The 13,844-nt window shown below is 40.2% G+C and carries 14 protein-coding genes; 10 read left to right on the top strand and 4 right to left on the bottom strand.

Translation table 11 applies throughout. The features are described from left to right. Positions 1-179 precede the first annotated feature (179 nt). Together ampE and ampD are read right to left on the bottom strand one after the other, a co-directional pair. Positions 180-1,031: a beta-lactamase regulator AmpE gene (ampE, locus tag QL989_RS04905; protein WP_290168692.1), complete on the bottom strand. Its 852-nt coding sequence runs from the start codon at positions 1,029-1,031 to the stop codon at positions 180-182. 287 nt (positions 1,032-1,318) lie between these two features. Further along, positions 1,319-1,864 carry a 1,6-anhydro-N-acetylmuramyl-L-alanine amidase AmpD gene (ampD, locus tag QL989_RS04900; RefSeq protein WP_290168690.1) on the bottom strand — a complete coding sequence of 182 codons (546 nt, stop codon included), beginning with the start codon at positions 1,862-1,864 and terminating at the stop codon, positions 1,319-1,321. A 274-nt stretch (positions 1,865-2,138) separates the two neighbouring features. Between ampD and nadC the strand changes: the two genes are divergently transcribed. The 7 genes from nadC to yacG all read left to right on the top strand — a co-directional run bounded on the left by nadC (position 2,139) and on the right by yacG (position 9,208). After that, positions 2,139-2,984, top strand: coding sequence for a carboxylating nicotinate-nucleotide diphosphorylase (nadC, locus tag QL989_RS04895; RefSeq protein ID WP_290168688.1), 846 nt, complete (start codon positions 2,139-2,141; stop codon positions 2,982-2,984). A 552-nt stretch (positions 2,985-3,536) separates the two neighbouring features. Further along, on the top strand, positions 3,537-3,998 hold the full coding sequence (locus QL989_RS04890; protein WP_290168686.1) for a prepilin-type N-terminal cleavage/methylation domain-containing protein: 462 nt from the start codon (positions 3,537-3,539) through the stop codon (positions 3,996-3,998). A 74-nt stretch (positions 3,999-4,072) separates the two neighbouring features. Beyond that, a complete protein-coding gene (locus QL989_RS04885; RefSeq protein ID WP_290168685.1) occupies positions 4,073-5,302 on the top strand; it encodes a type II secretion system F family protein in 1,230 nt (409 codons plus the stop codon). 255 nt (positions 5,303-5,557) lie between these two features. Continuing rightward, positions 5,558-6,469 (top strand): A24 family peptidase, encoded by a 912-nt coding sequence (locus QL989_RS04880; protein ID WP_290168683.1) that lies wholly within the window; start codon positions 5,558-5,560, stop codon positions 6,467-6,469. 2 nt (positions 6,470-6,471) lie between these two features. After that, on the top strand, positions 6,472-7,101 hold the full coding sequence (gene coaE, locus QL989_RS04875) for a dephospho-CoA kinase (RefSeq protein WP_290168680.1): 630 nt from the start codon (positions 6,472-6,474) through the stop codon (positions 7,099-7,101). Positions 7,102-7,235: 134 nt separating this feature from the next. Then, entirely contained in the window at positions 7,236-8,912 is a 1,677-nt protein-coding gene (pilB, locus tag QL989_RS04870; RefSeq protein ID WP_290168678.1) for a type IV-A pilus assembly ATPase PilB, read from the top strand. Between the two features lie 65 nt (positions 8,913-8,977). After that, entirely contained in the window at positions 8,978-9,208 is a 231-nt protein-coding gene (yacG, locus tag QL989_RS04865) for a DNA gyrase inhibitor YacG (RefSeq protein WP_010391853.1), read from the top strand. 59 nt (positions 9,209-9,267) lie between these two features. Here yacG and QL989_RS04860 read toward each other — a convergent pair whose 3' ends face one another. Continuing rightward, entirely contained in the window at positions 9,268-9,756 is a 489-nt protein-coding gene (locus QL989_RS04860) for a Spy/CpxP family protein refolding chaperone (RefSeq protein ID WP_109874092.1), read from the bottom strand. 166 nt (positions 9,757-9,922) lie between these two features. Here QL989_RS04860 and QL989_RS04855 point away from each other — a divergent pair, with 166 nt between their 5' ends. From QL989_RS04855 to QL989_RS04845, 3 genes are read left to right on the top strand one after another with little or no spacing between them, the layout of a single operon-like run. Next, positions 9,923-10,612 carry a response regulator gene (locus QL989_RS04855; RefSeq protein WP_075169871.1) on the top strand — a complete coding sequence of 230 codons (690 nt, stop codon included), beginning with the start codon at positions 9,923-9,925 and terminating at the stop codon, positions 10,610-10,612. Then, a complete protein-coding gene (locus tag QL989_RS04850) occupies positions 10,590-12,005 on the top strand; it encodes an ATP-binding protein (RefSeq protein WP_138765430.1) in 1,416 nt (471 codons plus the stop codon). The genes QL989_RS04855 and QL989_RS04850 overlap by 23 nt, the downstream gene beginning before the upstream one ends. Before the next feature lie 3 nt (positions 12,006-12,008). Beyond that, positions 12,009-12,956, top strand: a complete 948-nt coding sequence (locus QL989_RS04845; protein ID WP_109874089.1) for an alpha/beta fold hydrolase — start codon at positions 12,009-12,011, stop codon at positions 12,954-12,956. Here QL989_RS04845 and QL989_RS04840 read toward each other — a convergent pair. Then, positions 12,929-13,798, bottom strand: a complete 870-nt coding sequence (locus QL989_RS04840) for a cation diffusion facilitator family transporter (RefSeq protein WP_109874088.1) — start codon at positions 13,796-13,798, stop codon at positions 12,929-12,931. The two genes, QL989_RS04845 and QL989_RS04840, sit on opposite strands and share 28 nt — an antisense overlap. Between the last annotated feature and the right edge of the window lie 46 nt (positions 13,799-13,844).

Genomic DNA, 13,844 nt, shown 5'->3' with positions numbered 1-13,844 from the left:
GGTTCGGCAGTAGGATAAAACGTAGCGCCTCATACAAACATACCTTTATTTTATTGTAATCGAGAGTTTACCTCCCGCATATTTAGGGTCTAGGTTAAAGATCAAAGGTTTTAAGCCCGTTCCCCGTTGCTCATTGCTCGTAGCCCGCCAACTAATACCTAGAACCTAACCCCTGCTCTTTAACTTAAACCACCAAATAAAGTCATTAAGGCAATCAATACTAAATAAAACAGTACATTTCGCTTAACCAGTTTGATCATGCAGGTGGCCTCAAAGGTGCAACCATAATAGCGCTCTTCAACTTGCTCGGCGGCTAATGCAGTATAAGTAACCACCTTACGGTTAGGGCTTGAAAAATCAAACACGTAGCGCAGCCAACAACTCGTGCCTTTGTTAAAGTTGCCAATCACTAAATAACCAAAACTAGTAATACGCGCTGGTAACCAGTCTAGCCAAAACAACAAACGGTGAATGAGCTTAAAGTGTTTGGCAATCACTTCATCGCGGTTATCACTGACTAAGTCTGCAAAGGTACGTACTAATGCATAAAAAACAGCACCAGCAACCCCCAATACCACAAACCAAAATATAACCGCACAATAAAATCGAAAGTTAACCCAAGCCAGCGTTTGCCCTAAGGTTTCGCCGCCTTGTTGCTCCTCTGTGCGTTTTTGCCCTAATTGCAAAGCGTATAAGGTAGCTGCAGTTTGATCCCCTCGGGTCAGTGCATTTAAATACGACTTATACAAAGCGCGTTGCTTAGCACAACCAAAACAAACGAGTAACACCGCCACATTAAAAACAAGCTGCCAAAGTACAAAGTCAGATAAAAAATACACACACCCAACAGCAATCACAGGCAGTAATAGCCAAATTAAAAAACCTGTTGCTGTGCCAAATAAACCTTTATTGGTCAATAAATTAACAGAGCGAGTTAAGTAGCCATTAGCGTAATAACTCATTTGCCAATGCGCAGAGCGAGCACCTAAACGCTCAAGTATCAGTGCTATTATTATTGAAACCAAAATCATGTTGTTACTCGCTTAATTTAGGGTCTGTTGACCTTTGCGGATTATAATTTGTTCAAACTAGGGGCGATTTAATCGCGGCGCGAGGTTTGTAACCTAGTGGGCTAAGTCAAAACCGAGCAACAAAGAGTAAATCGTCCCTAGGCAGAACCCGAAGGGCAGCGCCTGTTTGGCATTGATGCTACGTTATCGCCTATTTATGGGGAATAACCACACCACATAAGCGCTGCCTTGCCTAAATACCAAACAGACTGCTGCAAATTTAACCTTGAAAGGTCAACAGACCCTTGTTATTTAATTAGGTTAAAAAACTTACGCCAGTTAAAACTGACCCCAGGGTCGGTTTTTCGCCCAGGGGCTATATCGCAATGCCCTACTATATTACTGGCTGTTATTTTTGGGTAGCGCTGCATTATAGCTTGCGCCAATGTGGCTAAACTTTGATATTGCGCATCGGTATAATTAGTTGTATCTGTGCCCTCGAGCTCTATACCTATACTAAAATCATTACAATTTTGTTGTCCAGCAAAGCAGGAACGCCCCGCATGCCATGCACGTTTTTCAAAAGGCACGTACTGTATAATCTCGCCGCAGCGCTTAATAAAACAATGCGCTGATACTCTAAGCCCTTCTAGGTCACTAAAGTTAGGGTGCGCATTACAATCAATACACCCCATAAATAAGTCATCAACGTAAGAAGTGTTAAATTGCCCAGCGGGTAATGAAATATTATGAATAACCAACAGCGAGATATCACTGTGAGCAGGTCGCTCGTCAAAGTGGCTACACGCCCGCTGGCTAATATTATTTATAACGCCTAAAGAATCTATTTTCATACTATTCATTTAAAACTTATGTAGCCCGTTACCCGCATCCCGTTACCCGCATCCCGTTACCCGTAGCTCGCAGCGCTCAGGTTAATCAACCAAAATTGATGTATATCAAGATGCTAATAGATTTAATCCCATAAAGATAGCGTAATACTAAACGATAAAATATGATTAACGCGTTATTTAAGCGCTGGCTTTTTAGTTTAGTTGTTAGCTGCTTCTAATTAGTAATTAAACAGAGTAAAATTTAGTTAATTTATTATCTACTATGAGCTTTTTCATGTCTATTTCGCACACCTTAATTAGCCAACTTGTTACTTTAGCACTGGATGAAGACCTAAATTATCAAAGCGCAGAACAAGGCGATATTACCGCACAGCTTATTCCTCAAGCAGAGCAAGCCAATGCGAAAGTGATCACCCGTGAAGACTGCATTTTTTGTGGTAAAGATCTAATCATTGAAGTGTTCAAACAAGTCGACCCAAGCGTGGTTGTAAACATATGCGTTAACGATGGCGACTTTGTAAGTGCCAATAGCACCCTATTTACCGCCTCAGGCTCTGCTCGCGCTATTTTAACGGCTGAGCGAACTGCACTTAATTTTGTACAAACGCTTTCTGGCACAGCCACCACTACAGCGCATTATGTAAAAGAGCTAAGTGGTACTAGCACGCAACTACTCGATACTCGTAAAACCATACCTGGGCTAAGAGCATTGCAAAAATACGCAGTTAAGTGTGGTGGCGGTGCAAACCACCGAATTGGTTTGTTTGATGCATTTTTAATTAAAGAAAACCACATAGCTGCTTGTGGAGGAATTAATAACGCGGTTACTCAAGCTAAGCTAAATCATGCCGATAAACCTATAGAGGTTGAGGTTGAATCGTTTGATGAGCTAGAGCAAGCCATTAACGCTGGCGCCGACATCATAATGTTAGATAACTTTAACCCAGAGCAAATACGCCAAGCGGTTAGCATTACAAATAAGCGCGCTAAGTTAGAAGTGTCGGGCAATATGACCCTAGATACACTAAAAGCCTACTCGCAAGCTGGGGTCGACTTTATCTCAAGTGGAGCGCTTACAAAAAATTTACAATCAATCGATTTATCGATGCGATTTGAGTAAATAATGTAAAATTTGATTTATATATTCTTGCGCTAATTGATTGACAGCTTTTAAAAAAGGGCATTAAATAATTCAAAAGGATTATTTGTAACAAGTTATTAAATTAATGCGTTTTTTATAGTGTTTTTACATACAAAAGCGCAATAAACAGTGTTAGACTCATTCATACTGACTAGTTTTAAATACTTAATTAGTTAAAAAGAATGAAGAAGCATTTATAAGGGACAGGGTAAAAATAAGCGACAGAGTTTATTTTTATAATTAACTTGTAACTTACACGGGTTATAACTAGCTTTTAATAGTTAGGTTTATACTCAAATAAGGGACGAGTAACAAATAACCGCCGTGAAGTGCGTTAACTTTAGGTCATAACTTTGAGGCAATCACTTTAAGTTAGCCACTTTAAAGTAAAAACTACCAATAGTACTAAAACGCAACTTGGCAAAAAATGATTTTATTTTTGTAGTAACAGGTTAAGTAAACACATAAGTTACAATTTATAAACTTATACCCGTTTGGCTTACCACAACATTATCCTTTAGGAGAGGAAACATGCAAACAATGACACAACAAAACCAAAAGGGTTTCACCCTAATTGAATTAATGATTGTAGTAGCAATCATCGGTATTTTAGCAGCAGTAGCACTGCCACAATATCAAGATTATACTCAAAGAACTAAGGTTAGCTCAGCTCTTGCAGGGATTGCATCTTACAAAACGGCAGTAGCAATGTGTAGCCAAATGAATGGTTCTTTAGGTGATTGTGATGGAGGCTCTGAAGATATCCCAGCCAATATTGCAGCGGATAACGGGGCAACTATAAATTTCGTAGACAGTGTTAGTACTACAGATGGAGTGATTACTTTAACAACGACAGGAACAACATCAGCAGGGGCAAAAATGGCTTTGCTTATAACACCCACAGTTACTAACGGAACAATCAAATGGGTTATGACTGGTACTGGCTGTTCAGGCACAACTGCCGGCCGTGGTATAAACTGCGATGTAAATTAACCACCTAAAGATACGGCGATGCATATCGCCGTATCAATCTTACTTGATATTAAGAATTATTTACGAGCAGTTTTATGTCTAAAAAATTAGAAAAATCAAACCTAGACATATTCCAATGGGTTGGTGTCAGTGCCCGCGGCAAAAAACTTGAAGGCGAATTGTCCGGCTCTAGTATCGCACTAGTTAAAGCCCAGCTACGAAAACAAGGTATTACTCCTTCAAAGGTTAAACGCAAAGCCAAGCCTTTATTTGGCCTACAAAGCATACAAAAAATCACCCCAAAAGATATTGCCTTAGTAACTCGGCAAATAGCTACCATGCTGATGGCAGGTGTACCGTTGATACAATCCATAGAAATGATAGGTTCTGGTTCCACCAACAAAAGTGTGAGTAAATTAATGGCCGTTATTGGTGATGAAGTGAAAGCTGGTCAACCCTTATCAATGGCACTGAGAAAACACCCCCGTTATTTTGATGATTTATATTGCGATTTAGTAGCATCAGGCGAGCAGTCGGGCTCGCTTGATAAAATATTTGATCGCGTTGCGCTTTATAAAGAAAAGTCAGAAGCGCTAAAATCAAAAATTAAAAAAGCCATGTTTTATCCAGCAGCAGTTTTAGTTGTGGCATTCATTGTTACCTCTATTTTGTTAATTTTTGTAGTACCGCAATTTCAGGATATTTTTGCAGGCTTTGGTGCAGAACTGCCTGCTTTTACTTTATTTGTGATTGGTATTTCAGAATTTATGCAAGCCAACTGGTGGATAGCCCTAATTGGCGTTGTGGCATTCGGTTATATATTTAAAGAAGTACATTTAAGAAGTTTAAAACTGCGCGATGCCACCGACCGCGCCATATTGAAGCTTCCGGTTGTTGGTATGATTTTAAATAAAGCTGCCGTGGCACGTTATGCCCGTACTTTATCGACCACTTTTGCTGCCGGTGTACCGCTGGTAGATGCGCTTGATTCTGCAGCCGGTGCCTCAGGTAATGCGGTTTATCGTTATGCTATTTTAGAAATAAAAGCTGAGGTAAGCTCAGGTAATCAAATGAACTGGGCGATGCGTAATTCAAAAATATTCCCCGATATGGTGGTACAAATGGTCGCCATTGGTGAAGAGTCAGGATCGCTTGATGGCATGCTGGCTAAAGTGGCCACTATTTATGAGCAAGAGGTGGATGACGCCGTAGATGGCCTATCTAGCCTATTAGAGCCATTAATAATGGCGGTACTCGGCGTGCTAGTGGGTGGCTTAATTGTGGCCATGTACTTACCTATATTCCAACTAGGTTCAGTTATTTAGACAGGTTTTAGGCGCGGGGTTCGAGGCCCGCAGCTCGCAGCCCATTAACCTTAACTTAACTACCTCTAAAAGCGAAGCGTCTCTTAACCTCTTTGTGAATAATGACCTTGCGCGACATAAAGATCCGCCTACAGAACAATTAAAACGCGGTGGTTCCACGCATCTCGTAGCCCGTTGCCCAAACCTCGAACCTAATTTTGCACTTATGTAAAACCACTGTATTATCAACACAGAATTTAGTTTTAGGTAAAATAAATGCAAAGTCTTTTTATTGATATCAGCAACTCGATGCAGGTTAACCTATGGTTTTACTTGACCACGGTTGGCCTAGTAAGTTTATGTATAGGTAGCTTTTTAAATGTGGTGATATATCGCTTGCCACTAATGATGCAAAAAGAATGGCAAACTGAATGCCGCCTATTATTAGCCGATGAACTAACCAGCCCAAAGACTGAACAAACCACTTCACAAGCTACTGACACGTTTAACTTAGTTAAACCCAATTCATGTTGCCCAAAGTGCAAAGCGGCGATTAAACCGTGGCAAAATATCCCCATTATTAGTTGGTTATTTTTAAAAGGTAAATGCGCGACCTGTAACAACCCAATATCAGTACGTTACCCTCTCGTTGAAGCCATTACCGCTATTTTAAGTTTAGTGGTTGCCTACACCTTTGGCGCAACAGAGCAGGCTTTATTGTACATTGCAATTACTTGGGCGTTGGTAGCACTGACTTTTATTGATATTGATCACATGCTACTGCCGGACCAGCTTACTTTGCCACTTTTATGGTTAGCGTTAATCGCCTCAGTTATGGGTTATACCATTGCCCCTAGCGATGCCATTATTGGCGCAGCATTTGGCTATTTAAGCTTATGGAGTGTGTTTTGGTTGTTTAAATTAATAACCGGCAAAGAAGGCATGGGCTATGGCGACTTTAAATTACTAGCCGTATTTGGCGCACTGCTGGGCTGGCAATCGTTATTGACCATTATTTTGCTCTCAAGCGTAGTTGGCGCTGTAATTGGCATTGCTCTACTGAGTATTCAAGGTAAAGACAAAGCAACGCCCATTCCTTTTGGCCCTTACTTAGCAATAGCCGGTTGGATCACTATGCTATGGGGCACACAACTGCAAAACAGCTATTTTAACTTTATTGGCTACTAACTATGAGCAATACACAACATCAAAAAAATAACTGGGTATTGGGACTAACCGGCGGGATTGGCTGTGGTAAAACCGCAGTTAGCGATATGTTGGCAGCACAAGGCATTACTATTGTTGATGCTGATATTGTGGCTCGCCAAGTAGTTGAATCTGGTACTGATGGTCTAAAAGCTATTGTTGAGCATTTTGGCACTGACATACTCGATGAACATGGCTCATTAAACCGTGGCGAACTACGATCGCGTATTTTTAGTAATCCTGAACAAAAAATATGGCTCAATGCGCTGTTGCACCCTTTAATACGCACTAAACTACTCACAGACTTAAAAAACGCGCAAAGCGACTATGTGGTTTTAGTTGCCCCGTTATTATTTGAAAATGGGCTTGATCGCTACTGTAATCGCACCTTGCTGATTGATGTACCAGTAGAAATACAAATTACCCGCACCACAAAACGTGACAATATAAGCTCTGAACAAGCAAAACAAATTATTGACGCACAAATGTCTCGTGAGCATAAACAACAAAAAGCGGATGATATTTTAAATAATAACCGCGATTTAAACGATGTAAAACAAGACTTACTTAAGCTACATAATTATTATTTACAGCAAGCAAAGTCTACAATATAGAGTGACTGACCCAATCACAGCGCAATAAACTGATATTTTTATCGGTAAATTATCTGCTGCATTGGTACGATTAATGTATTCCTTTCTTTTTTCTGATAAATTGCTGAGTAAAGAAGGATTAAATCAGGTGCGCAATGAATATTAACTCACCGTTACTAAGAAAATTTATTACCCTCGGCCGGGTTGATACCGATACCGTAAAAGCCAGGCAGCAAGACTTTGCGTCAACCGCAGAACTTATTTCTAAATGCGGAAAAATAGATAGCAACGATTTAGCTGAGCAATGTATTGATTTGTTTAGAGTGCCTTTTTTTGATTTAAAAGATTTTAATGTTGCACAAATTCCTGCCGAGCTAGTTAAAGAAAAGCTGATCCGCAAGCATCATATTTTACCTTTGGTACAAAAAGGCAGAAAAGTATATATTGCCGCCTCAGATCCTACCGATTACGGCGCTTTTGAAAACTTTGAATTTAGCACCGGTTTATCGTGTGAAGTGGTGGTGGTTGACTACCTACAGCTTGACCATAAAATTGAGCAACTATTGGATGCTGCAGGTAGCCTTAATTTAAGTGAGGATGAATTTAAAGAGTTTGCTGAACTAGATTCTGAGCCACAAAAAGATCATACACCTAAAGACGATGACAAAGACGACGCCCCTATTATTGTCTACATTAATAAAATTTTAATGGACGCAATAAAAAAAGGCGCTTCGGATCTTCACTTTGAACCTTATGAACATAAATACCGTATTCGCTTTCGTATCGACGGAATTTTGCATGAGGTAGCCAGCCCGCCAAATACCTTAGCCAGTAAGCTATCTGCCCGTATAAAAGTTATGTCGCGCCTTGATATCGCTGAAAAACGTAAGCCACAAGATGGCCGCATAAAACTCAAAGTGACAGAACGTAAAAGTATTGATTTTCGTGTTAGTACTATGCCCACTTTGTGGGGCGAAAAAATTGTAATGCGTATCCTCGATTCATCAAGTGCCATGTTAGGTATTGATGTTTTAGGTTATGAACCTGAGCAGAAAAAACTCTACCTCGATGCATTAGAGCAACCACAAGGGATGATTTTAGTTACCGGTCCAACTGGCTCAGGTAAAACCGTATCCCTGTATACGGGCTTAAATATACTAAATCAGCCCGAGCGAAATATTAGTACCGCCGAAGATCCGGTAGAAATTAACCTCGAAGGGATTAACCAAGTACAAATAAACACTAAAGCCGACATGACCTTTGCTAACGCTTTGCGGGCATTTTTACGCCAAGATCCCGATGTAGTAATGGTCGGTGAAATACGTGATTTAGAAACTGCTGAAATATCTATTAAGGCGGCGCAAACCGGTCATTTAGTGTTATCTACATTACATACTAACTCAGCACCAGAAACGATTACTCGTTTGTTAAATATGGGCGTACCCGCGTATAATGTGGCCAGTTCAATCAGCTTGATAATCGCCCAGCGTTTAGCCCGAAGGTTATGCTCTAAATGTAAAACGCCAGAGCAATTACCCCGTGAAGAACTTATGCGCCAAGGCTTTAGTGAACAGCAAATACAGGATATGGTTTTATATGCCCCTAAAGGCTGTGAAAACTGTACAGATGGCTTCAAAGGCCGTGTTGGTATTTACGAAGTTATGAAAGTTACTCCAGAAATTGCGCAAATTATTATGCGTGGGGGTAACTCACTAGAAATTGCCGAAGTATCACTTAAAGCAGGGTTTAATAACATACGCTTATCAGGTCTTCGAAAAGCAGCAGAGGGTGTTACCTCTCTGGCTGAGATAAACCGTGTTACTAGTTTTTAAATAAAGTGCTTAGTTGCTTAACGATAAATTGAGCGGCTAAGCCTATATCAATTTGAGAGTAAATTATGCCAACTATGGTTAACTGCCCAACCTGCAAAATAAAAGTAGAATGGTCAGCACAAAGTCCGCACCGCCCTTTTTGTTCAAAGCGTTGCCAACTTATTGACTTAGGTGAGTGGTCGTTTGAAAATAATAAAATTTCAGCACCCATCACCTCTGCAGATGAATTCAATCAAGACATGATTGAAGACATTGAAGCAATGATGGCAAAAAATGAAGATGACTTTTTCAAATAATCACTCGTGTAATATAAAAAAGCCAGCATTTAGCTGGCTTTTTACTTTGCGTTAAAACGTTATGCTCTATGTTTGCGATGTTTTTTATTCATTCGCTGCTGTATTTTAGCTAACTTTTCTTTTTGCTCAGCGTTAAGCAATTGCATTACTTGATGCTGGGTTTTTAATTTAATTAACCCCAATTGCTGTTTCTTATCTTGGCGTGCGGTTAATAACTCTTTCGCTGCATTTTCGTCAAAATTTGGCGCTGACAATAATGCATCCATTTGTGCTTTATAGGCTTGACGCTGTGCCTTGCGCACGTCTTTGTCTTGGCTTCTTAGCGCTTTAATTTGCGTTTTTTGCGCTGTAAAAATCGCTTTTAGTTGTGTTTGTTGATCTTGCGTAAGTGCCAGCTTATCTGCTGCTCGCTCAGAGAGTAAAAAGCGCGCTTGAGAGTGTTCTTGTTTATAGCCATCGCCTTTTGCGAATGCGCTGCCCGCACTGAGCGTTGCAGCTGTTAAGCCACATATAAGTACTAATTTTGATAGCGTGTTTACTTTAGTCATAATCATCACCTTTATATTGGGTTGGTTGTTGGCTGCTAACCAGTGTGTTCACTATAACTGGCTCAATGCAAAGTAACGCAAAGCAGTGTAAAGGTTATGTAAAGACTAACTATTGATACATTAAACGCGTAAAATAAAACCATAAACAGCGCGTAAGGCTTTATATATGAAACTATTAATGATTGATGATGATACCGGTTTATGCGAATTATTAAGCGAATACCTAAGTGCACAGGGCTTTAGCGTTCAAACCTCACATGATGGTCAACAAGGCTTAGAGCTTGCCTTGCAAAACGATTACGCGCTTATATTACTAGACGTTATGCTGCCCTCTATAGATGGCTTTGAAGTGCTGAAGCAACTCAGGCAAAGTAAATTAACACCAGTGATTATGTTGACCGCTAAAGGAGAAGACTTTGACCGTATTTTTGGTTTAGAGCTCGGCGCTGACGACTACATACCAAAGCCGTTTAATCACAGAGAACTCCTTGCCCGCGTAAAAGCAATTACTCGCCGCATTGAACATATAAATAGTGTAAGCAATAACACTAATAAAAAGCTCTCTTTAAATGGTATTACTATTAATTTTGCTGCGCGAGAGGCCAGTATTAATAACAGCCCCCTCACACTAACGGGCACCGAATACGAAATACTCGCTTTATTGATAAAACACGCGCCTGATGTAATTAGCAAAGAGCAAATAAGCGAAGATGTATTAGGCAGACGCTTAGCATCTTTCGACCGTTCTATAGATATGCATGTGAGTAATATTCGTAAAAAAATAGCCGAGCATATTGAGGGCGATAAAATTAAAACAATGAGGGGAACGGGTTATGTCTTCATCCAAGGAGAATAAACCTCTGCGTTTTAGTTGGCTTCGCCACCCACGGTATTATTTATTTTTTAAGGTCTTTACGTGGTTTTGGCTGACGATTATAGGCACTTTTACAGCGCTCTTTTTCTTAAGTAATATTTCACTAATAAACGCTATTAGCCATGATCCACTACAAGGGCCGATGCAAAAAAACCTAGAATATTTGGCACGAGGTATTGAGCGTAGCGCACATAAACACAAGCGCTCTATTAATGATATTATTACTCATCCGCGTTTAACTAAACGTAAGTTACTTTATTTAAATTCGCAAAATAGCGATGAAGTGTTGATCAGTAAAAATGTTGAGAACAATATTGATTTAAGCTTACTTAACTTTAGTAAGGGCATGTCGCCACAGGTTATTTTTACTGAATATTACCAAGCTTTTGGCCCTGTACGCATTCGGGTTCCTGAAGGGGAATTTGAGTTATATGAAATCGATATCAATCAGCAGCGACCACTCTTTATTCGCTTAAGATTATTACCCGTTTGGTTAAAAATTTCCATTGCAATTATCGCCTCACTTACATTAAGTTTCTTATTTAGTCGTAACTTAATTGCCCCTATAAATAGCTTAAAACAAGCAGCAATCAAGCTTTCAAACGGTGATTTAAGTGCGCGTGCGGCGATAAATAGTCAGCGAAAAGATGAACTTGGAGTTTTAGGACGCGACTTTAACCGTATGGCTGATCAACTTGAGCAGCTACTCAGCGCTCAAAAGCGTTTATTAGCCGATATATCCCATGAATTACGCTCTCCGCTAACCCGTTTAAAAATGGCTACGGGGTTGGCACAAATGCAGGCAAGTGAAGCAAGCCAATCGTATTTATTGCGTATTGAAAAAGAAGCTAATCAACTAGATAAAATGATAGCCGATGTATTGCAGGTATCGCGCTTAGAAGCTAATAGCCAACCTTTATCGCTGCAAACACAGTCACTGAAAGTGATTGTTGACCATCTGATTAACGATGCTCAGTTTGAAGCAAAACAGCACAATAAAACCCTAGTTGTATACGGTAATGTTGAAGTAAATATAGAGTGCGACGAAATGTTGATTGCCAGTGCCTTAGAGAACATTCTGCGCAATGCCATTAAATATGCACAACATACTATTAGTATCAGCTTAAAACACAGTGATACCATATACATACAAATATGTGATGATGGTCCAGGCGTACCTAAAGCGCAACTTGATAAGTTGTGTGAACCGTTTTTTAGGCAATCAGATGCCCGGGACCGCATCAGCGGGGGTACGGGGTTAGGGTTAGCCATTGCAAAAAATGCGGTAATAGCGCATGGCGGAAATTTAGTCTTATCGAATAAAGAACAAGGTGGCTTGTGTGCTAATATAACCTTGCCGTTAATCAAAGAGTAAAGCATGTTTTATAGTTCAGAAGCCCAGCTTGAGAGTAATCAAGAGGCCATTAGTGTTTTTTATACTTCACATTTAACTAAAAGCTACTTAGATACACCTGCAGGAAAGTTATTTTACGCATACGCAATCCCTAACAATGCTACCACTGCAGTAGTGATAAGTACGGGGCGTGTTGAGGGCCTAGAAAAGTATAAAGAACTGATATGGGAGCTATACTGTAATAATTTTGCTGTGTTTATTATGGATCACCAAGGTCAGGGGCGCTCTTACAGGCATCTTAAAAATAAGCATAAAGGCTTTGTAAAACATTATAATAACTACAGCAATGACCTTAATAACTTTGATCAGCAAATAGTTTCAAAGCATTGGCAAGGTAAAAAAATCATGCTGGCTCATTCAATGGGTAGCGCGATAGCAGTTGATTATTTAGCTAATTTTGAAAACAGCTATAAAGGTGTGTTTTTGTCTGCGCCTATGTTTGATATTTTTACAAAAGACGTACCAAAAATACCAACGCAATTTATTGTTAACTTAGCCACTTGGCTTGGTTTACACTCTTGCTATGCATTTGGACAAGGCAACTACAACCCAATCCCATTTACAGAAAACGTACTTACTAGCAGCGAGGAGCGTTACACCTACTTTAGGCAAGCCTATCAATTAGAACCTAACATACAATTAGGTGGCGTTACATTTGGCTGGCTCGCAGCTACGATATCATTCTTAAAGTCGATTGATAATCTAAACGTACCAATTCCATTGTTTATAGCAAGTGCAGCTAGCGATACAGTGGTTAATAACAAAGCGCAGTATAGTTTTGCAAAAAGGCATGCTCATGCAAAAATCGAGAGTTTTGAAGATGCAAAACACGAGCTACTTTTTGAACGTGACGAAATTCGAAAGCCGCTATTAACTAATTTTTATCAGTTTTGTGAGTCTGTTACTTCTTGAGCAGTTTTAGAATTCACTAAAACAGAAAGCGGATCGAGGTGGATGAGTATATCTACCTCAGATTCAAAACGAGCACTTATCATGGCTTCTACTTCATCTGCTACTTTATGGGCACGAATAAGTGGTAAATTGTCATCAAGCTCTAAATGCAGCTGAATAAACTTAACTTTACCGCCTTGTCGAGTGCGAATACCGTGCACCCCATAAACGTCATCATGGTTACGCGCTATCTCAAAAATGCTTTGCTTTTCTTCATCGGGCAGCTCTTTATCCATTAAGTGTGAGGCACTCTCTGTTGCTATATCCCAGCTGTTATAAAGTAAATACCCTGCCACACCTATCGCAAACAAAGGGTCAGCATACAGCACCCCATAATAAGCAAGTAAAATGGCAAGTAGCACCGCTGCATTTAAAATTAAATCGCCTTTGTAGTGCACAGAATCGGCTTTTATAGCGATTGATTCTGTATGCTTCACGACTTTATTTTGCACAAATACAATCACTAATGTACACACTATGGCAAAAATGCTTACCCAAACACCTAATAATGAATGTGTCAGCTCTACGGGGTTAATGAGTCGCTCAATACCGTGAAACGCCAATAAACAACCCGAGCCTGCAATAAAGGCAGCTTGCCCTAACCCTGCAAGCGCCTCCGCTTTACCGTGACCAAATCGGTGGTCATCGTCAGCAGGACGCAGTGCATACGATAAAACCAAAAAGCTCATTAGTGTCGCTGTGATATCCATTAATGAGTCGGTTAATGAGCCAAGCATTGACGCCGAACCCGACGCCAGCCACGCCCATGCTTTGGTCGCAATCATTAGGCTAACCATGACCATGGTCACGATGCTAGAGGCCTTGACCCAAAATTCATAACTGCGATTG

Origin of the sequence: Pseudoalteromonas sp. APC 3224 (genome assembly GCF_030407535.1) — a bacterium.
Classification (GTDB): Bacteria; Pseudomonadota; Gammaproteobacteria; order Enterobacterales; family Alteromonadaceae; genus Pseudoalteromonas.
The sequence above is the reverse complement of the archived record's forward strand: the minus strand, read 5'-3'. Positions and strand labels throughout refer to the sequence as shown.

What these genes read in the sequence shown, in the direction of transcription:
- QL989_RS04845 (WP_109874089.1), top strand. Translation starts at nt 12,009, where the DNA reads ATGTTTTATAGTTCAGAAGCCCAGCTTGAGAGTAATCAAGAGGCCATT.
- QL989_RS04840 (WP_109874088.1), bottom strand. Translation starts at nt 13,798, where the DNA reads ATGGTCATGGTTAGCCTAATGATTGCGACCAAAGCATGGGCGTGGCTG.
- yacG (WP_010391853.1), top strand. Translation starts at nt 8,978, where the DNA reads ATGCCAACTATGGTTAACTGCCCAACCTGCAAAATAAAAGTAGAATGG.
- QL989_RS04885 (WP_290168685.1), top strand. Translation starts at nt 4,073, where the DNA reads ATGTCTAAAAAATTAGAAAAATCAAACCTAGACATATTCCAATGGGTT.
- QL989_RS04850 (WP_138765430.1), top strand. Translation starts at nt 10,590, where the DNA reads ATGTCTTCATCCAAGGAGAATAAACCTCTGCGTTTTAGTTGGCTTCGC.
- QL989_RS04890 (WP_290168686.1), top strand. Translation starts at nt 3,537, where the DNA reads ATGCAAACAATGACACAACAAAACCAAAAGGGTTTCACCCTAATTGAA.
- ampE (WP_290168692.1), bottom strand. Translation starts at nt 1,031, where the DNA reads ATGATTTTGGTTTCAATAATAATAGCACTGATACTTGAGCGTTTAGGT.
- QL989_RS04855 (WP_075169871.1), top strand. Translation starts at nt 9,923, where the DNA reads ATGAAACTATTAATGATTGATGATGATACCGGTTTATGCGAATTATTA.
- nadC (WP_290168688.1), top strand. Translation starts at nt 2,139, where the DNA reads ATGTCTATTTCGCACACCTTAATTAGCCAACTTGTTACTTTAGCACTG.
- QL989_RS04880 (WP_290168683.1), top strand. Translation starts at nt 5,558, where the DNA reads ATGCAAAGTCTTTTTATTGATATCAGCAACTCGATGCAGGTTAACCTA.
- coaE (WP_290168680.1), top strand. Translation starts at nt 6,472, where the DNA reads ATGAGCAATACACAACATCAAAAAAATAACTGGGTATTGGGACTAACC.
- pilB (WP_290168678.1), top strand. Translation starts at nt 7,236, where the DNA reads ATGAATATTAACTCACCGTTACTAAGAAAATTTATTACCCTCGGCCGG.
- QL989_RS04860 (WP_109874092.1), bottom strand. Translation starts at nt 9,756, where the DNA reads ATGACTAAAGTAAACACGCTATCAAAATTAGTACTTATATGTGGCTTA.
- ampD (WP_290168690.1), bottom strand. Translation starts at nt 1,864, where the DNA reads ATGAAAATAGATTCTTTAGGCGTTATAAATAATATTAGCCAGCGGGCG.